Source organism: Frankia sp. EI5c (assembly GCF_001636565.1).
Lineage (GTDB): Bacteria > Actinomycetota > Actinomycetes > Frankiales > Frankiaceae > Parafrankia.
The window spans coordinates 96,996-114,191 of the sequence record NZ_LRTK01000022.1; the positions used below are offsets into that span (position 1 = coordinate 96,996).

At 71.5% G+C, this 17,196-nt stretch carries 17 protein-coding genes and 9 pseudogenes; 19 read left to right on the plus strand and 7 right to left on the minus strand.

Annotation, left to right across the window (positions count from 1 at the left end; genetic code table 11):
* Positions 1-337: 337 nt before the first annotated feature.
* The 14 genes and pseudogenes from UG55_RS36370 to UG55_RS12970 form a co-directional block, all read left to right on the plus strand.
* Positions 338-694 (plus strand): annotated as a pseudogene (locus tag UG55_RS36370) (hypothetical protein); the annotation flags it as partial.
* A gap of 1 nt (position 695) precedes the next feature.
* Positions 696-870 (plus strand): annotated as a pseudogene (locus UG55_RS36375) (Ig-like domain-containing protein); the annotation flags it as partial.
* Position 871: 1 nt separating this feature from the next.
* Positions 872-1,741, plus strand: a pseudogene (locus UG55_RS36380) (Ig-like domain-containing protein); the annotation flags it as partial.
* Between the two features lie 165 nt (positions 1,742-1,906).
* Positions 1,907-2,902, plus strand: a complete 996-nt coding sequence (locus tag UG55_RS12940; RefSeq protein ID WP_066067523.1) for a phosphatase PAP2 family protein — start codon at positions 1,907-1,909, stop codon at positions 2,900-2,902.
* Between the two features lie 1,023 nt (positions 2,903-3,925).
* Positions 3,926-4,372: an OmpA family protein gene (locus tag UG55_RS36390; protein ID WP_313954607.1), complete on the plus strand. Its 447-nt coding sequence runs from the start codon at positions 3,926-3,928 to the stop codon at positions 4,370-4,372.
* 163 nt (positions 4,373-4,535) lie between these two features.
* On the plus strand, positions 4,536-4,937 hold the full coding sequence (locus UG55_RS12950; RefSeq protein WP_066067527.1) for an encapsulin-associated ferritin-like protein: 402 nt from the start codon (positions 4,536-4,538) through the stop codon (positions 4,935-4,937).
* The gene (locus UG55_RS12955) at positions 4,934-5,764 is read left to right on the plus strand and encodes a family 1 encapsulin nanocompartment shell protein (protein WP_066067530.1); all 831 of its coding nucleotides are present in this window, start codon (positions 4,934-4,936) and stop codon (positions 5,762-5,764) included. Before UG55_RS12950 ends, UG55_RS12955 begins: the two co-directional genes overlap by 4 nt.
* Positions 5,765-6,063: 299 nt before the next feature.
* Positions 6,064-6,258 carry a bacterioferritin-associated ferredoxin gene (locus UG55_RS27255; RefSeq protein ID WP_083986737.1) on the plus strand — a complete coding sequence of 65 codons (195 nt, stop codon included), beginning with the start codon at positions 6,064-6,066 and terminating at the stop codon, positions 6,256-6,258.
* 191 nt (positions 6,259-6,449) lie between these two features.
* Positions 6,450-6,511 (plus strand): annotated as a pseudogene (locus tag UG55_RS36395) (bacterioferritin); the annotation flags it as partial.
* A 1-nt stretch (position 6,512) separates the two neighbouring features.
* A pseudogene (bfr, locus tag UG55_RS12960) lies at positions 6,513-6,923 on the plus strand (bacterioferritin); the annotation flags it as partial.
* A 197-nt stretch (positions 6,924-7,120) separates the two neighbouring features.
* On the plus strand, positions 7,121-9,033 hold a 1,913-nt coding region (locus tag UG55_RS12965; protein WP_396230886.1), incomplete at its 3' end, for an MMPL family transporter.
* 1 nt (position 9,034) lies between these two features.
* A pseudogene (locus UG55_RS36400) lies at positions 9,035-9,171 on the plus strand (hypothetical protein); the annotation flags it as partial.
* A 1-nt stretch (position 9,172) separates the two neighbouring features.
* Positions 9,173-9,496 (plus strand): annotated as a pseudogene (locus UG55_RS36405) (MMPL family transporter); the annotation flags it as partial.
* Positions 9,497-9,599: 103 nt separating this feature from the next.
* Entirely contained in the window at positions 9,600-9,845 is a 246-nt protein-coding gene (locus UG55_RS12970) for a DUF2630 family protein (protein ID WP_066067536.1), read from the plus strand.
* A 52-nt stretch (positions 9,846-9,897) separates the two neighbouring features.
* Here the strand turns inward: UG55_RS12970 and UG55_RS12975 are convergent, their stop codons facing one another.
* A complete protein-coding gene (locus UG55_RS12975; protein WP_242424260.1) occupies positions 9,898-10,494 on the minus strand; it encodes a hypothetical protein in 597 nt (198 codons plus the stop codon).
* 80 nt (positions 10,495-10,574) lie between these two features.
* Between UG55_RS12975 and UG55_RS12980 the strand changes: the two genes are divergently transcribed.
* Both UG55_RS12980 and UG55_RS12985 read left to right on the plus strand, forming a co-directional pair.
* Entirely contained in the window at positions 10,575-11,285 is a 711-nt protein-coding gene (locus tag UG55_RS12980) for an MBL fold metallo-hydrolase (RefSeq protein WP_066067539.1), read from the plus strand.
* Positions 11,278-11,583 (plus strand): SelT/SelW/SelH family protein, encoded by a 306-nt coding sequence (locus tag UG55_RS12985; protein ID WP_066067541.1) that lies wholly within the window; start codon positions 11,278-11,280, stop codon positions 11,581-11,583. Before UG55_RS12980 ends, UG55_RS12985 begins: the two co-directional genes overlap by 8 nt.
* 62 nt (positions 11,584-11,645) lie before the next feature.
* On the opposite strand, the gene UG55_RS36410 is transcribed toward UG55_RS12985, so the two are convergent.
* A partial coding sequence (locus UG55_RS36410; RefSeq protein WP_242424273.1) for a CAP domain-containing protein occupies positions 11,646-11,763 on the minus strand: 118 nt, incomplete at its 5' end.
* Between the two features lies 1 nt (position 11,764).
* A pseudogene (locus UG55_RS36415) lies at positions 11,765-12,059 on the minus strand (CAP domain-containing protein); the annotation flags it as partial.
* Between UG55_RS36415 and UG55_RS36420 the strand changes: the two are divergent.
* Positions 11,998-12,192, plus strand: coding sequence for a hypothetical protein (locus UG55_RS36420; RefSeq protein ID WP_242424279.1), 195 nt, complete (start codon positions 11,998-12,000; stop codon positions 12,190-12,192). The pseudogene UG55_RS36415 and the gene UG55_RS36420 sit on opposite strands and share 62 nt — an antisense overlap.
* Positions 12,193-12,586: 394 nt before the next feature.
* Complete coding sequence (locus UG55_RS12995; protein ID WP_066067547.1) at positions 12,587-13,399, plus strand: DUF427 domain-containing protein; 813 nt, start codon at positions 12,587-12,589, stop codon at positions 13,397-13,399.
* 43 nt (positions 13,400-13,442) lie between these two features.
* Here the strand turns inward: UG55_RS12995 and UG55_RS13000 are convergent.
* The 4 genes and pseudogenes from UG55_RS13000 to modA form a co-directional block, all read right to left on the minus strand.
* The coding region (locus UG55_RS13000) for an ABC transporter ATP-binding protein (protein WP_242424261.1) at positions 13,443-14,300 on the minus strand (858 nt) is incomplete at its 5' end.
* A gap of 1 nt (position 14,301) precedes the next feature.
* Positions 14,302-14,696, minus strand: a pseudogene (locus UG55_RS36425) (ATP-binding cassette domain-containing protein); the annotation flags it as partial.
* A 5-nt stretch (positions 14,697-14,701) separates the two neighbouring features.
* Positions 14,702-15,442 carry an ABC transporter permease gene (locus UG55_RS13005; RefSeq protein WP_083986754.1) on the minus strand — a complete coding sequence of 247 codons (741 nt, stop codon included), beginning with the start codon at positions 15,440-15,442 and terminating at the stop codon, positions 14,702-14,704.
* A gap of 122 nt (positions 15,443-15,564) precedes the next feature.
* Positions 15,565-16,377 (minus strand): molybdate ABC transporter substrate-binding protein, encoded by an 813-nt coding sequence (gene modA / locus UG55_RS13010; protein ID WP_066067553.1) that lies wholly within the window; start codon positions 16,375-16,377, stop codon positions 15,565-15,567.
* Positions 16,378-16,482: 105 nt separating this feature from the next.
* Here modA and UG55_RS13015 point away from each other — a divergent pair, with 105 nt between their 5' ends.
* Positions 16,483-17,007, plus strand: a complete 525-nt coding sequence (locus tag UG55_RS13015; RefSeq protein WP_066067555.1) for a pyridoxamine 5'-phosphate oxidase family protein — start codon at positions 16,483-16,485, stop codon at positions 17,005-17,007.
* Positions 17,008-17,196 lie beyond the last annotated feature (189 nt).

Below are 17,196 nucleotides of genomic sequence, written 5' to 3' on the forward strand. Positions count from 1 at the left end.
AGGGATCGGTGCTGGGAGGGGTTATGGCGGTCAGCCGGGGAGTATCACTCTCCGAGTTCGCCTTAGTGGCGAAAGGTAGTTGTCCTGCGGGTGTGGTGAGGTCTTCCGGTGATCGACGGGACGGCCGTCGCCGTCCTGGGTACCGTCCGCTCGTGGGTGCTCGAGCATGTGCACATTCTGTTTCTGGTACGCCTCGTTCGGTGACGTCGCCGCTCTACGTTCCAGCCCTTACGCATCCAGCCGCCGTGGGTCCTGGTGACTTGTTCTCAGACCGCTCGCAGTCCGGAGGAAAGCGCTGGCTCGGGTCGCCGTCCTGGTCTTCGGAAGAAGGCATCGCATGTCTCGCTCGATGATGAGCTCGTTGCGCGCCGTCCGCGGCGGCGAGCCGCCTGCTTCCGCCGCTGGGACGCCGTCCGGCGCCGGGATGACCTCCGCCTCCGCGGCGAACCCCGGATCCCGGCGGCGTCACCCGCGTCGTCCGGCCCGCACGGGGATCACCGGGCTGGCGACGGTGCTGGTCGCGGCGGTGCTGGCTTCCTGCTCCTCCGGTGGTGGGGCCACGGGCGCGGCGCCGGCCACGTCACCGCCCCCACTCGCGCCGACGTTGGAAGTCACGCCGTCGGATGGCGCCAGCGGCATCGCGCTCACCGACTCGGTGGTCGTCAGGAGCAACGCGCCGCTCGCCTCGGTGGCCNTCGCGCGGGGCGCGAGCGTCACCGAGAAGACCGACCCCGGCACCCTGGAGGGCACCTTCTCGGCGGACCGGAAAACGTGGACATCCTCCGGCGGCCTGTTCTCCGACACCCGGTACGACATCCAGGCGAGCACCGCGGCGGCGGCGGGCGTGACCGGCACGAAGACGGTCACCTCNAGCTTCACGACCGGAGTTCCGGACAAGGCGTTCAAGGTGTCCTGGGAGCCGGTGGCCGGCCAGACGGTCGGCGTGGGCGCCCCGATCAGCCTCACGTTCAGCGCGCCGGTCACCGACCGTGCCGAGGTGCAGCGGCGCCTCGCGGTCAGCTCCGACCCGCCGGTCCTCGGTGCCTGGCGGTGGATGTCGAACCGGGTGGTGACGTGGCGGCCACAGGAGTACTGGGCGCCGGGCACCAAGGTGCACGTGGAGGCGAACCTGGCCGGCTACGACTCCGGCACCGGCTGGATCGGGGTCAAGGACCGGGCGATGGACTTCGCCATCGGTGCCGCCCAGATCAGCGAGGTCGACGCGGCGACCCACATGATGCAGGTCTACCAGAACGGCCAGCTGGTGCGGACCATGCCGATCAGCGGTGGCAAGCCGGGCTACCTGACCATGGAGGGTCCGCACAACGTGCTGGGCAAGGCGCCTCTGGTGATCATGGATTCGGCGACTGTCGGTGTGCCGGTCGGTCATCCCGAGCACTACTACGAGGAGGTGCAGTGGGCCGTCCACTACACCAGCGGTGGGCAGTATGTGCACTCCGCGCCGTGGTCGGTTCCCTCTCAGGGCAGGGCGAACGTCTCCCACGGGTGTGTGAACGCGGCGCCGGCTGACGCCGAGTGGTTCTACCACTTCAGTCAGTTCGGCGACATCATCAACATCAAGAACACCGGGCGACCTGCCGACACGTCGCAGCTCGGCAACGAGTGGTCCGTGCCGTGGTCCACCTGGAAGGCGGGAAGCGCCCTGCCGGTCGACGAGACTCCCCCCGACGCGGCCCTGGCCGGGGGCGCGCCCGGCGGCGGGTCGTCCAGCGGTACCTGAGCGGCTCGAGTCGCCTCGCGCTCGGGCGGGTGGTCACGGAGACGTCTCCCGGTGGCCACCCGCCCTTGTGTTCGTGATCGGCTGCCCGTGATTGGCTTGGCGGCGCAAGCTGGACGAGGAGAACCGGACACGGCGAGCCGGCAGACGCGGACCGGAAGTCGAGGCGTGGTGGATCGGACGAACCGGGGCAGTCAGAGAGGCCGGGGCGGTGACGCGGCTCCGGGCGAGCGCGGCGGCCCGAGCCCCCGGCCGGGCGGCGACGGGCCGGCGACGGCCCGGTGGTGGGCGCGCCTGCGCAACCCGGCCACCGGCCTGCCCAAGCTGTGGGTCGAAGCCGTCATGTTGGTCTCGCTCTACTACACCTACACGGCGACCCGAGGCACGGCGGACTCGTCCGCGGCCGCCGCGAACGACCTGGGCTGGGACATCCTGCACCTGCAGGAACGCCTGCACATCGACATCGAGCTCGGTCTCAACCGGTGGTTGCAGGGTGTGCCGCCGCTCGCGGTCATCTGCTGCTACTACTACGCCACGTTGCATTTCATCGTCACACCGTCACTGCTGGTCTGGATGTACCGGCGTCATCCCGGGCGGTACCGCCGCGCCAGGTGGGCCCTCGTCTTCACCACCCTGATCTCGCTGTGCGGCTTCTTCCTGTTCCCCACCACCCCACCCCGGCTGCTGCCCGGGACGTCCTACACCGACACGATGTCGCACTTCGAGGCATGGGGATGGTGGAGCGGCAGCGCCAGCGCCGCGCCGGACGGGCTGGAGGGCCTGGCCAACCAGTACGCCGCGATGCCGTCGCTGCACTGTGCGTGGGCGTTGTGGTGCGGGGTCCTGCTGGCCTGCTTCGCCCGCCGGCCGGTCGCGAGGGTACTCGGCTGTCTGTACCCGGCCGCGACGGTCTTCATCGTGATGGCGACCTCGAACCACTACATCCTGGACGCCGTGGCGGGCTGGGCCGTGCTTGGCGTGAGCACGTTGCTCGCCTTCGCGATCACCAGCCGCGGCCGAGGCGCGCGGGCCCCGGCCTCGCGGCCCGCCGCCGCGGCGGACCTGCCCGGGACCTCACCGGCGGAGGTGGCCGCGCGACCGGACGTCGCGGCCGCGACGTCCATGCCCTCGGACCTGGGCGGTCCGGGCGGTCCGGGCGGCTGAGAGCGGGTTCCGCGGCACCTGGGTGCGCGGACGGCCGGGTGGCGCCGAGGCCCCTCCGGAGCGGCGGACACCAGGTCCACGGCGACCCTTTCGGCGGCCTTTCCGGTGGCTTCCCCNGGTGCGTGCCCGATGTCAGGCATATGCGACAGTTTCGGTGCGCCGTGGTGCCCGACGACGCCGGCCCAGGGGGCCGCCGGTGACCCGCCGGGTCGGTACCGCGCCCGCTCGTGGCCCCGCTCTCGGTGGGGGGCGGTCACGGCTGTCCCGTCCGAGATCGAGCACGGAGCGTTCATGTCCTCGTCCTCGGTGGCGCTCCTCCGTCGCCCCCGCCCGGTCGCCTTCGTCGTCTCACTGATCGTCGCCTGGCTGCTGCTCGCTCTGGTGGCGCTCTGGCTGCGGCACGGCCCGATCGAGGACGACCTGGCGGTCCGCGCGGCCGACGCGGTCCGCGCCGCCGGGGTGACCCGGGCTCGGGTGAGCGTCGAGGGGCGCGACGTCGTGCTGCACGGTCGTTTCGACAGTGCCCAGGAGGCTCGTCAGGCCCAGGAGGCGGCCGCGGTCTCCGGGAGTGGCTCCGTCCGGCTGGCGGGGGATGCCGTGATCGCCGAGCAGCCGGCGCGTCCCCTGGTCATCGGGGTGCGGGGAGCCGACGGAAAGCTCTCTGGTGTGGCCTTCAGCGCGACCGTTCCGGACAGTGCGACGCGCGCGGAGCTGCTCGGCGCCGCGGCGGATGTGTCCGGTGGCGCCGTCTCCGCGACGGTGGCGGTCGACCCCGAGGTGGCGACCCCGGCGGTGGAGACCTTCGGNGACGTGGCCAGGGCGCTCGGCAGGCATCCCGGAGCCCGCTCGGTGACGATCGACGGTTCGTCGGTGGTGCTGCGGGGCGGTGCGGCCGACCAGGCGGACAGCACGGCGATCGGTGCCGAGGTGCTGGCGGCGGTTCGCCGGTGGCTACCGGGCGCCTCGCTCGACAACAGGCTGGCCCTCGGCTCCCGCGACGCCGTCCTCGACCCGGCGACGGGGGTGGCGACGCCCACCGCGGGCACAGCGGCGGAGCCGCGGACGGGTACGGCGGCGGAGCCGCGGACGGGCGCGCGGCCCGCGGCCAGCGGCACCCGCGAGGCGCTGCGGGCCGCCCTTGCGGGCACCAGCCTCACCTTCGCCGTCGGCGACGCGGCACTGGACGCCTCAGTGCGCTCAGGTCTCGACCGGGTGGCGCGCGCGCTGCTGCCCGGGGACCTCACGGTGCTGGTCGGCGGGCATACCGACAGCACCGGGCCACTGGCTCTCAACCAGGTGCTGTCCCTCGACCGCGCCAGCGCGGCCCGTGAGTACCTGGTGCTGCGAGGTGTGCCGGTGGAGCGGGTGCGGGCCGCCGGGTTCGGACCGGACCAGCCGGTCGCCGACAACGCGACCGTGTCCGGCCGAGCCGCAAACCGCCGGGTGGACGTGACCCCGATCACGGACTGAGAACGCTCCCTCGGGGCATCTCCGGGCCGTCGCCGAAGACCGGCGACCCCCGTTCGGTGCCGGCGGGCCGGAGTCGACGTCTGCGGTGCTCTGCCCGCCGTCGGCACGGAACACCTGGCGCGGACCGGGGATGGATGAGGTCCGAGGTGGTGGGTAGTGCGCTATGGGCGACTCGAGTACGGGCCTGCACGAGCAGGCCGGCGCGCTCACTCCGGCGACCATCGATCGTCATCGCGCGATCGTGTCGTTGATGGAGGAGCTGGAGGCGGTCGACTGGTACGACCAGCGGGTGGAGGCGGCCACGGATCCCGAGCTGGCCGCTCTGCTCGCGCACAACCGCGACGAGGAGAAGGAACACGCGGCCATGACGCTGGAATGGCTGCGTCGCCGCGATCCGGCGCTTGACACCCAGTTGCGCACCTATCTGTTCACCTCGGTTCCGGTCACGGAGGTGGAGGAGGCGGCGATGAGTGAGGACGGTCCCGACGGCGATGCCGAGGCACGGGCCGGGGACCCGCCGGACGGCTCACTGGGGATCGGAAGCCTGAGAGGTGTGAGCGAGTGAACCATCTACTGCGGGGGCACGCGCCCCTGACCGAGGCCGGCTGGAAGGTCGTCGACGACGAGGCCCGGACCCGGCTGACGACCAATCTCGCCGCCCGCAAGCTGGTGGACTTCGCCGGCCCACACGGGTGGGCCTACTCCGCCACCTCGATCGGCAGGGTGGCGGGCCTGGAGTCGCCGCCGGGAGCGGGTGTGCGGGCGCGCCTGCGCCGGGTTCTGCCGGTGATGGAGCTGCGGGCGTCGTTCTCCGTCGACCGCGGTGAGCTGGAGTCCGTCGACCGTGGTGCGGATGACATCGACCTCTCGGCCCTGGAGGAGGCGGCCCGCAGGGTGGCGGTGACCGAGAACTCGGTGGTCTTCCACGGCTATCCCGAGGCGGGGATCGTCGGTATCACGGAGGCGTCGTCCCACCCCCAGCTTGAGCTGGGTTCCGATACGGAGAGCTACCCGCGCACGGTCGCGAAGGCCGTCGCCCTGCTGCGGCGGGCGGGTATCGGCGGGCCGTACGGGCTCGCGATCGATCCGGACGGTTACACCGCCATCCTGGAGGCCACCGAGCACGGCGGATACCTCCTGATCAATCATCTCAAGCAGATTCTCGACGGCCCGGTGGTGCGTGCACCGGGTATCCGGGGGGCCGTGGTGCTGAGCCAGCGCGGCGGTGACTTCATCCTGGAGTCCGGGCAGGACCTCTCGGTCGGGTACGCGTCCCACACGGCGGAAGAGGTCGAGCTCTATCTGGAGGAGAGCTTCACCTTCCGGGTGACCGAGCCGGATGCCGCCGTCGCGCTGATCTCCGCCGCCGACCGCCCGACCAACCAGACCTGACCCCGGTCCGACTCATCCGACCACCCGACACCCGACCTGCGGCCGCGGAGGTGAGGAGGGCGGTGCGCAGCGTTCGCCTGGCCACGGAATGTTGTGCTGCTGGTCACGCTGGGTGTCGGGTGGTAGCGGTCGGTGTGTGGAGTAGGTAAGGCTGTCTTGCGCTCGCCGTCCGTTCCGTGGCAGTCTATCGATAAGGGAAGCCTTAGCTAAGCCACAATCTCGGTTCGAGGAGTCCCGCGGAACGGCAACGTCAACCCGTCGGCGCTTTCGCGTCGACCACTCGGGCGTGGTGAGGTGCGGTGCTCATCTGTTCATGCTTTGCTGTCTCCGACCGGACGCTACGTAGCGTGATCGCATCAGGCGCCTGTGATGCGGAAGAGGTCGGCGCGCGCTGCGACGCCGGCACAGGCTGTGGTGGCTGCCTTGAAGAGATCGACGGGATGCTCGATGAGGCGATCCCGCTGCGGAGTCGTCCGGTTGCCAGATCAGCCTAGAGACCCACCGGGGCCTCCTGGGACATGATCTCGGTGGGTCGGAGCGGATGCCCGCTGCCGTCTGCGGGGAACGCCGTGTGCTCGCGCGGCCAGTCCGGCGCGCCGGCGACGGGGTTCCACCACAATGGCCGCTGGCCTCATCGAGCTGTCCATGGATGTCGCCGGGTGATACTTGGTGGAGGTAACCGGCGGTGCGTGGCGATGAAGAGATCGTCGATAGACTGAATGCCGTTCTGACGAACGAGCTGACCGCNATAAACCAGTACTTCCTGCATTCCAGAATGCAGCGGAACTGGGGCTACAAGTACATTTCGGAGCACTATTACCACGAGTCGATCGACGAGATGAAGCACGCCGATCGACTCATTCACCGAGTGCTCTACCTCGGTGGTCTGCCGAACCTGCAGCGCCTGAACACGCTGCGCATCGGGGAGACGGTGCCGGAGCAGCTGGAGCTCGACCGCACCCACGAGACCGAGGCGGTCGACGTCCTCAGCGAGGCGATCGCGCTGTTCCGCACGAAGGGCGACATCGGCTCGGCGGTTCTCCTGGAGGAGATCCTCACCTCCGAGGAGGAGCACATCGACTGGCTCGACGCCCAGCTCGAGCTCATCTCGCAGCTCGGCGCCGCCGAGTACCTCTCCCAGCAGATCCGGGAGGAGTGACGGCGGACCTTCGGCGCGACCCGGACGATGCTGCGAGAGTGCCGGGTCGGGCACAGCGGTGCTGATTGCCGGGCCGGCGCCGGCTGGCGGGGCGTCCGGTCCGGATCCACCGCGCTGCGATGATGTGGGGGACCATCCTCAGGGCGACCATGGCAATGGGCGCCCTGTCGGCCCACGCACAGCTTCGAGGACGTCAGATGAGCGACAGCGGAGGCGGCCCGACCGAGACCGCCAGCGCCCACGCCGTGCCCGGTCCGCGCGGCGACTCACCCGGTCCGACGCCCGCGCCGGCCGCGGATGCCGGGACCTCGTCGGAACCGGGGCCCGGGGAAGTCGAGCCTGTGGTCTCCGACGGGTCCGCTGGCGGCGGTGCTCCGGCCGAGGAGCCGGCCGCGGCCCGGCGGGCCGGCGGGCCGATCCGCTTCCTGTTCCTCGGACTCGCGGTGCTCCTCTTCCTGCTGGGCGCCTTTGGCGGCCAGTTCATGGCCAAGCTCGCCGAGGTGCAGAAGAACGACAACGCCGCCTTCCTGCCCGGGTCGGCGGAGTCGACGCGGGTGGACAGGGAGACGGAGAAGTTCCGCTCCGTCCAGACGTTGCCCGGGTTCATCGTCTATGAGCGCCCGGCCGGCCTGACGAAGCAGGACAAGGACAAGATTGCGGCGGATGCGGCGGCGTTCCGTTCGGTCTCCGGCGTCGACCCGAACCAGATCGCCGAACCGCAGTACTCCCGGGACGGCACCGCCGCGAACGTCGCCGTTCCGCTGATCGGCAAGGACGGCGACGTCGAGGTCAGCGGGGACGAGCTGGTCGAGGTCGAGAAGGCCGTCGTCAAGATCGCCCAGACGGACGTCCCGGACGGCCTGACAGTGCACAGCGCGGGCCCCGGTGGCCTTCTCGTGGCCTTCATCGAGGGCTTCGAGGGCATCGACGGCGTGCTCCTGCTCGCCGCGGGGCTCGTCGTGATTGTGATCCTGCTTGTGGTCTACCGCAGCCCGATCCTGTGGTTCTTCCCGCTGTTCAGCGCGATCCTCGCGCTCGGCGCCTCGATTCTGATCATCTACCCGCTCGCGAAGCACGACGTGCTGACCCTCAACGGCCAGAGCCAGGGCATCCTCTTCGTGCTGGTGATCGGAGCCGGCACCGACTACGCGCTGCTGCTCATCAGTCGGTACCGGGAGGAACTGCACACCCATTCCAGCCGGGTGGACGCGATGGTCACCGCCTGGCGGGGCTCCGCACCGGCGATCGTCGCCTCGGCGATCACGGTCATCCTCGGTCTGCTCTGCCTGGCGCTGGGGGAGCTGAACTCGAACAGGAGCCTCGGCCCCGTCACCGCGATCGGCATCGCCTGCACCGCGGTCGTCATGCTCGTCTTCCTGCCGGTGTTCCTGGTGGCCGTCGGGCGGTGGGTCTTCTGGCCGCGGGTTCCCCGGTTCGACCAGCAGGCCGATCTCGCCGCACACGGTGCCTGGGCCCGCTTCGCCACCAGGCTGACGCGCCGCCCCCGGCTGGCCTGGATCTCCACGACCGTCGTTCTGCTGGCCTGTGCCGCGGCGATGACGACCCTGAAGGTTGACGGCCTGTCAACGACCGACAGCTTCACCAGCGAGCCCGACGCCATCCTCGGTCAGCGGATCTTCGACGCGCACTTCAGCCAGGGATCGGGTGCCCCCGCTGTGATCGTCGCGAACGCGGACCACAAGGCCGAGGTGATCGCGGCCACGTCGAAGGTCCCGGGTGTCTCGTCGGAGCCGGGCGCGGTGTGTGTGCAGGTCGACTACGGCAAGCTGGCCCGTGCCTTCGCGGACGACAGCAGCTCGGTGCGGCCGGGTGCGGACGGCTGCCTGCCACCCGGGCTGCAGGTCTCCGAGGTCGACGGGCGGATCGCCATCGAGGCCGTCCTCACTCACCGTTACGACACTCCCGAGGCGTATGAGACGGTCCGTGCGCTGCGGGCCGCGCTGCATCCGATCGACGGCGCCGATGTTCTGGTCGGTGGGACGTCGGCGATCAACTACGACACGCAGGAGGCCTCGGCGCACGACCGGAACCTGATCATTCCGATCGTCCTGGTCGTGATCATGATCGTGCTCGGCCTGCTGCTGCGGGCNCTGCTGGCACCGCTGCTGCTGATCGCGACGGTGGTCCTGTCCTTCACGGCCACGCTCGGCGTGAGCGCGCTGGTCTTCAACCACGTCTTCGGTTTCGCCAACGCGGATCCGGGCTTTCCGCTCTTCGCGTTCGTGTTNCTGGTCGCGCTGGGTATCGACTACAACATCTTCCTGATGACCCGGGTGCGCGAGGAGACGATCGAGCACGGGACGCGGTCGGGTATCGTCCGCGGCCTTTCCGTCACCGGTGGCGTGATCACCTCGGCGGGAGTCGTGCTCGCGGCGACCTTCGCGGTGCTCGGTGTGCTGCCGCTCGTCTTCCTCGCCGAGGTCGGCTTCGCCGTGGCCTTCGGCGTCCTGCTGGACACGATCATCGTGCGTTCCGTCCTGGTACCCGCGCTCAGCCACGACATCGGCAGGAAGATCTGGTGGCCGTCCAAGCTGGCGAAGGGGGCCGACTGAGCGGGTCCCGCGCCGTTCCACCGGCGGTGCCGGTTACGTTGAGTGAATGGTCTGCCGCGGGCCGCAGTGGAACGGCGGGCGAGGGCGTGGTTGGCTGAGTTCGATGGAGGACACGAGGATCTTCGAGCGGATCGACACGCTGGTCGCGGAGGAGCACAGCCTTCGCCTTCGGCGTTCCCAGGGCAGGATCGATTCGGATGCCGAACGCGATCGGCTCGTGGAACTGGAGCAGACCCTGGACCAGTGCTGGGATCTGCTCCGCCGGCGGCGGGCGGCCCGCTCCGTCGGGGCTGACCCGGACGAGGCGCGCCCCGGTTCCGGGAGTCAGGTGGAGGGCTACCTCCAGTAACGCGCGTGGGCCCTCGGTGGATCATCCCATGCGCCGCACCCGGACCGCGGCGTCAGGGCCCTGACCGCTCCAGAGCCCGCTGGCGATCCAGGAAGCGGCGGATCCGGTCGCTTTCCGCAGCCGGGGCTGCCCGGCCCCCGCCAGCCGCCGGATCACTGCCACCAGCGGGGCCGTCGGGCCGCCCTCGCCGCGGCCCGCTCCGCGGGCGCAGGCCGGCGGGGTCCGTCCCGTCGTGGGGGAGGCCGCCTGGAAGCGCCCCGAGCGCCACACCGTCGAGCGGTACCAGCGCGACGACCCCGTCTATGATCAACTGGCCCGGCGCGCGATCTCCCTCCCAGCCGCCGTCCGCGCGCTGCACGAAAAGCTCCTGGCCGTGCACCGCGAGACGCAGCGGCGCCTGGATCCCCGCCGGTGCCCCGTCCGGCTCGGGGCCGGGCAGCAGCCGTAGCCGTTCGACGGCGCCTCGGATGTGCCGCAGGCTCAGACCGGCCCTGAGCAGAGCCGCGATCGCCCTGGCCTGGGTCAGTTCGCCGCGCCCCGGGCGCACCAGGCCCGAGCGCCGCCAGTGGGCGAGCTGGCTGGACGTGACGTGCTCGGCACCGGCGACCTCCAGGGCGGCCGCCGCCGTTCGGCGCATCCTGGCCGTCATGGGGCGAATGTAACCGGCGGGCTGCCCCGGCGCCGCGCCAGGTTCTGGAGCCATGGGTCGGTGCTCCGTAGGCTCACGGTGTGAGCGAGCGTCTGTACTTCCGTCAGCTTCTGTCCGGTCGCGATTTCGCGGTGGGAGACCCCGCCGCGACGCAGATGGTGAACTTCGTCTACCTGATCGGCGACCGGGAGACCCGTGAGGCCGTCGTGGTCGACCCGGCCTACCGGGTCGGCGACCTGCTCGACGTGCTCGCGGCCGACGACATGCGGCTGACCGGGGCACTGGTGACACACCACCATGCCGACCACGTGGGTGGCACGGCGTTCGGCATCGAGCTGGAGGGCATCCGCGAGCTGCTGGAGCGCACCTCGGTACCGATCCACCTGCAGCAGGCCGAGGCGGAGTGGGTGCGGCGCGGAACCGGCGTCGGCGCGGCCGAGCTCGTCGAGCACAGCGACGACGACGTGGTCACCGTGGGCGCCGTGGACATCCGCCTGCTGCACACCCCGGGCCATACGCCGGGCAGCCAGTGCTTCCTCGTCGACGGCCGCCTGGTCGCGGGGGACACACTGTTCCTGGAGGGCTGCGGCCGGATGGACTTCCCCGGCGGGGACGCGGCCGCGATGTACGACAGTCTGCGGCGGCTGGGTGCCCTGTCGGACGACGTGACCGTCTACCCGGGGCACCGCTACTCCGCGGAGTCCTCGGCCGAGCTCAGTGTGGTGCGCAAGATGAACTACGTGTTCCGGCCGACCAGTTCCCGGCAGTGGCTCGCCATGCTCGGTGTCTGAGGTCGGCTCCGGGGCGGAGCCCGGTCCGGCGCGGCCGCGGGTGGAGATCGAGTACTGCACCCGGTGCCGGTGGCTGCCGCGGGCGGCCTGGCTCGCCCAGGAGCTGCTGACCACCTTCGAGTCGGATCTCGGCGCGGTCGCCCTCGTGCCGGGCACCGGCGGCGTCTTCACCGTCCGGCTGGACGGTGAGGTGATCTGGGACCGCGGCGAGCAGGGCTTCCCCGAGCCGTCCGCGGTCAAGCGGGCGCTGCGTGACCGGGTGGCGCCGGGCCGCCCGCTGGGCCACGTCGAGCACTGACGGCCACCCGGCTCGCCGCCCCGGGCCAGGCCCGGGGCGGGTGTCCGGCGGCACCGCGGGCGTTACCGCGTGCCGAAGACCTGCGTCCAGTAGTAGCGGTAGGAGCCGCCCTCGGCATAGCCGACCCCGATGCGGGTGTAGCCGCAGTTCAGGATGTTGGCACGGTGTCCGGCACTGCCCNTCCACATCTGGATGGTGGCCGCTGGCGTCGACGTTCCCGCGGCGATGTTCTCCCCGACGTAGGACGACGGGAACCCCGCCGCGCGGGCCCGGTCACCCACTGAGCTGCCGTTCAGACCGGTGTGGCTGAAGTAGCTGTGCACCGCCATGTCCAGCGAGTGGGCCTGGGCGGCGGTGGTGAGGCTGGCATCGGCGGTGAGTGGCCCGCAGCCGACCTTGTCCCGCTCGATGTTGGTGAGCCGCACGATCTCGTCCTGCCGGGTGCCGGCCGACGGCTGTGGCTGGGGCGGGACCACCGGCGGCGGCGTGACCGGCGCCGAGGTGACCCGCGGGGGCGTCGGGCTCGACGACCGCGTCGGCGCGGGCGCGACCGTGGGGACGGAGGTGACTGTCGGGACGGGCACCGGTGCGCTGGTCGACGGAACCTGAGTGGGCCCGGCCGGCGCCGTGCTCGTCGGTGTCGTCGAACCGGGCGGCACCGAATTGGGCGGCACCGAACCGGGCGGCACCGAACCGGGCGTGGTCGGTGCCGGCGCGGACGGTGTGACGGTGGCGGGTGTGCTCACGCCGGGAGCCGGTGGCTGGTTCCCAGCGCCGGGCAGGTCACCCGGCGTGGCACGGCAGGAAGCGACGGCCGCCGTGAGGGCGACCGCGGTTGCTGCGCTGGCGACGGCCTTGCGGACCGGGGCCATGGAGACTCCTTCGGTGATCTCCCCCCTCGCAACGCCTGGAACTGTAGCGAACCCGCCGTTCATCCGCCACGGCGGGTGGTGCCCTGCCCGTGCCCGGAAGCGGAACGGGGGNGGCGGCGTTGCCGGCAGGCATGAGTCTGACTCTCGGCACCGGACCCTTCGCCCGGCATCCCGCGGGCGCGTTCAACTTCGACCTCGGCACCGCGGCTCCCGCCCACGTTCTCTACCTGGACGACGTCCCCGGACGGATCCGGGCCGAGTTCGCGGGGCGGACCGTGCTCGACACCCGGCGGGCCCGCGCCCTGTACGAGACCAACTACCAGGCCGTCTGGTACGTCCCGCTCGACGACATCCGCCGTGACCTGCTGGAACCGACGGACCATCAGACCTTCTGCCCCTTCAAGGGCACGGCGTCGTACTGGACGCTGCGGGTCGGGGACCGGGTCGAGGAGAACGTCCTGTGGTCCTATCCGGCGCCGGTGGCGGGCGCTCCGCCGCTCGCCGGGCTGGCGGCGTTCTACTTCGATCGCCTGGACGCCTGGTATCAGGAGGATGAACGGGTCTTCGGCCACCCGAAGGACCCCTACCACCGGGTCGACATCCGCCGCTCGTCGGACCAGGTGGAGGTCACGGTGGGCGGCGAGCTGGTGGCCCGCACGTCGCATCCGGTGAAGCTGTTCGAGACCTCGCTGCCGCCCCGCTGGTACGTTCCGCTGGCGGATGTCCGGCCGGAGGCCCTGGTGGAGTCCGCGACGCACACGGTCTGCCCCTACAAGGGGGAGGCGTCCTACTACACGGTGCGCGGCGGCGGGCAGACCGTCGTGGACGGCGCCTGGTACTACCCGCGGCCGTTGCCGGAGTCGACGGGGATCGCCGGGTACGTCTCCTTCCTCGGGGAGGGCATCAGCGTGCTGGTCGACGGCGAACCCGCCCCGGGGACCTGAGAAGCGGAGTCCGGGGCGGTCATCCGGGGACAACGCCGGGGGATCAACGCCCGGAGTCGGCCCGGCCGTAGACGTCGAGATCCGCCTGGTTGATCGTGAGCCAGACGGATGTGCCGCGGACCAGCCGGAGCTCGGCCAGCCGGCGCGCCGGGATCTCGGCGCGCACGGCGGGCGCGCTGGCGATCTGCACCCTGACCCGGTCACCCAGGGACTCCACGGTCCGCACCGGCCCGCGCAGGAGAAGCCGCGGGCCCGGGCCGGGAGCCGGCCGGTCCAGCTGCAGTTCGACGTCGGACGGGCGCGCCGCGACCAGGACGGCCCCCCGCGGGGCGTCGGGCCCCACCGGCACGGTCGCCGGCGCCGCGGTGCCGCCGACGTCCGCGCCCGCCCCCGCCCCCGTGTCCGGGTGGTCGCCCGGGTCAAGCGTGACCACGCCGTCCCTACAGGTCCCGGGGAAGAGGTTCAGGCCGGCGAGCCGGGCCACGTACGGCGTGCGCGGCCGGCCGATCACCTCCGCCGGTTCGCCTCGCTGCACCACCCGGCCCTGTTCGAGCACGGCGACCTCGTCGGCCAGCGTCAGCGCGTCCACCGGGTCGTGGGTGACCAGGATGACGGGTACGTCGAGCGTGGGCAGCAGCGCGCGGATCTCGGCGCGGACCTCCAGGCGGGTCCCCGCGTCCAGCGCGGCCAGGGGCTCGTCCAGCAGCAGGATGCCGGGACCGGGGGCGAGTGCGCGGGCGAGCGCGACCCGCTGGGCCTGCCCGCCGGACAGCGCGCCGGGGCGCAGGTGCCCGACCTCGGCGAGCCCCAGGCGGGCCAGCCATTCCCGGGCGGCGGCGCGGGCCACCGAGCGCTTGACCCGGTGGCGCACCCGCGGGCCGAACGCCACGTTGTCGACGGCNCTGAGGTGCGGGAAGAGCAGGTAGTCCTGGAAGACGTACCCGGCGCCGCGCCGTTCCGGGGGCACGAAGCACCGGGTGTCCGGTGCGTCGAGGACGGCCCCGTCCAGCACGATCTGCCCGTGCTCCAGGGGGACGAGCCCGGCGAGGGCGCGCAGCAGGGTGCTCTTGCCGGCGCCGTTGGGCCCGAGGATCGCCAGCGTGCGCCCGGGTCGTACGGCCAGCTCGGCGTCGAGGCGCAGGGCGCCCAGCTCGACGCCGATCCGGGCGACGAGGCCGGTGTGCCCCGGCCGGTCGACCGCCTGCCCGACCGCCTGCCCGACTGCCTGCCCTGCCGGCTGTTCGTCCGGCTGTTCCGCCGGCGGTCGGCTGTCCCCGGGCGGGTGCTTCCTGGCCATCCCGATCATGCGATTCCGGGCGTCCGGCGACCGCTCCACCAACGGCCCCGCAGCGCGACCAGCACGACGATGCTGACGGTGAGCAGCACCAGGGACAACGCGACGGCCTTGTCAGGGTCGACCTCCATCGCGAGGTAGACCGCGAGCGGCATGGTCTGCGTGGTCTTCGGGAAGTTGCCGGCGAAGGTGATGGTCGCGCCGAACTCGCCCAGGGCCCGCGCCCAGCACAGCACGGTGCCGGCCGCGATCGCGGGGAGGATCATGGGGACGGTCACCCGGCGGAAGACGGTCACCCGGCTCGCCCCGAGGGTGGCAGCCGCCTCCTCGTAGCGCTGGTCGGCGGCGCTGAGCGCGCCCTCGACGGAGAGAACGAGGAACGGCAGCGCGACGAAGGCCTGAGCGATGATCACCGCGTCGGTGGTGAACGGGATGGTGATCCCGAACCAGTCGTCGAGGTGCGAGCCGACGATGCCGCGCCGGCCCAGCACCAGCAGGAGCGAGACGCCGCCGACGACCGGCGGGAGCACCAGCGGAATGGTGACCAGCGCCCGGAGCAGGTTCCGGCCGGGGAACGCGCCGCGGGCGAGCGCCCAGGCGAGTGGAATGCCGAACACCATGCAGATGACCGTCGCGATCGTCGCCGTGCGTACCGACAGCCACAGCGCGTCGCGGGTGGACGGATCGCTCAGCAGCTCGGGCAGCGATTCCCAGGGCGCCCGGATGATCAGGGCCAGCAGCGGCAGCATCAGGAAAACGGCGGCGAGCCCTGCCGGCACGGCGAGTGGCCACGGTGCGCGGCCGCGGGCCTCACGCCGTCTCCGGGTCGTGCCCCGTCTCCGCGTCACGCGCCGTGCCAGTTGGGCGGTGGTCACGCCGGCGGGCCGAAGCCGGCTTCGGTGAACACCTTGGAACCCTCGTCGGACAGGACGTAGTCGACGAACGCCTTCGCGGTCTCCTGGTCCTTCGCATCCTTCAGCGTGGCCACCGGGTACGTGGTCCTGGCGTTGACGTCGGCCGGGATCTCGATACCGGTGACCTTGTCGCCGGCGGCGGCCACGTCGGTCTGGTAGACGAGACCGGCGTCGACCTCACCCAGAGTGACGGATGTCAGCACGGCCTTCACATCGGCGCCGTAGGTGACCGGGGTGATCTTCTCGCCCGACTTCTCGAGCACCGTCTTCGCGGCCACGCCGCACGGTACCTGCTCCTCGCACAGCGCGACCTTCACACCGGGCTCGTCGAGGTCGCCGAGTTCGTCGATGTGGGCCGGGTTGTCCTTGGGCACGGCGATCTCGAGCGAGTTCGTCGCGAAGACCTTCGGGTCGGTGGCGTTGCCGGCGTCGACGACCTCGGTCATGTTCTTCGTGCTTGCCGAGGCGAACACGTCCGCGGGCGCGCCCGAGTTGATCTGCTGGGCCAGGGCGGAGCTCGCGGCGAAGGAGAACGTGACCGTCGTACCGAGGTGGGCGGCTTCGAACTGCTTGCCCAGCTCGGTGAACGTCCCGGTGAGGGACGCGGCCGCGAGCACGGTGATCTTGTGCGTTTCCGGCGCCGTGGTGCTGGTGGAGCCGGCGTTGTCGTCGTCCGATCCGCAGCCGGCGGCGACGAGCGCGAGTGCGGGAACGAGGACGAGGGGGACGGCGAGGTGAGACGCGCGGGCTTTGCGCGCGGTACGGATCATTGGCACGGATGCACGATACATCCGCAATCACGGAATAAGTTGGCGCTTCTGATCCGCGTTTACGGGTCGGTAACGGCTCTCGCCGCAGATGGGAGGCTGTGGGGTGTGACGATCGACCTCGGCGGCCGCGGGTCCGCCTTCCTCGATTTCTGGCGTGAGCGGCATCTGTGCACCCTGTCGACGGTGCGTCCGGACGGCACGGTGCACGTCGTCCCCGTGGGGGTGACGCTGGAACCTGCGGCGGGGCTCGCCCGCGTGATCACGCGCCGTGGCTCCCGCAAGGTCGCGCTGGTGGCGGGCCGGGGCGGCGACAGTCTGGGTGAACAGGCCGTTGGGCCGCATCCCGAGCCCATGGCGGTCGGTGACGAAAGCCCAGCTTCTAGTCCGGATTTGTCCGAAATGACATCACGTAGCGGGATGCTGCCCGCCCCGCTGGGCGTGCCCGTCACGGTCTGCCAGGTCGACGGCGGGCGGTGGTCGACGCTCGAAGGGCTGGCGGTCGTCCGGGATGATCCGGCGGCGGTCGCCGAAGCTGTGCGCCGCTACGCCGAGCGGTACCGCGTCCCCCGGCCCAACCCGGAGCGGGTGGTGTTGGAGATTCTGGTGACTCGGGTTCTCGGCAGCGTCTGACCTGGGAGTTCGAGGGCTTGTCGAGCCTTCCGCCGGTCGCCCTCCCGCTGGGTGTGACGTAAATCACTTGCCATGTTACCCAATTGTTTCGGTGGATGAGCTGTCGCCGGGCAAGGGGGCGGCGTCGACGCCCGCNGCGGGCCCGGGCGGTGCCTTCGGGAGGCGTCGCAGTCGGTGCGCGGAGCGCGA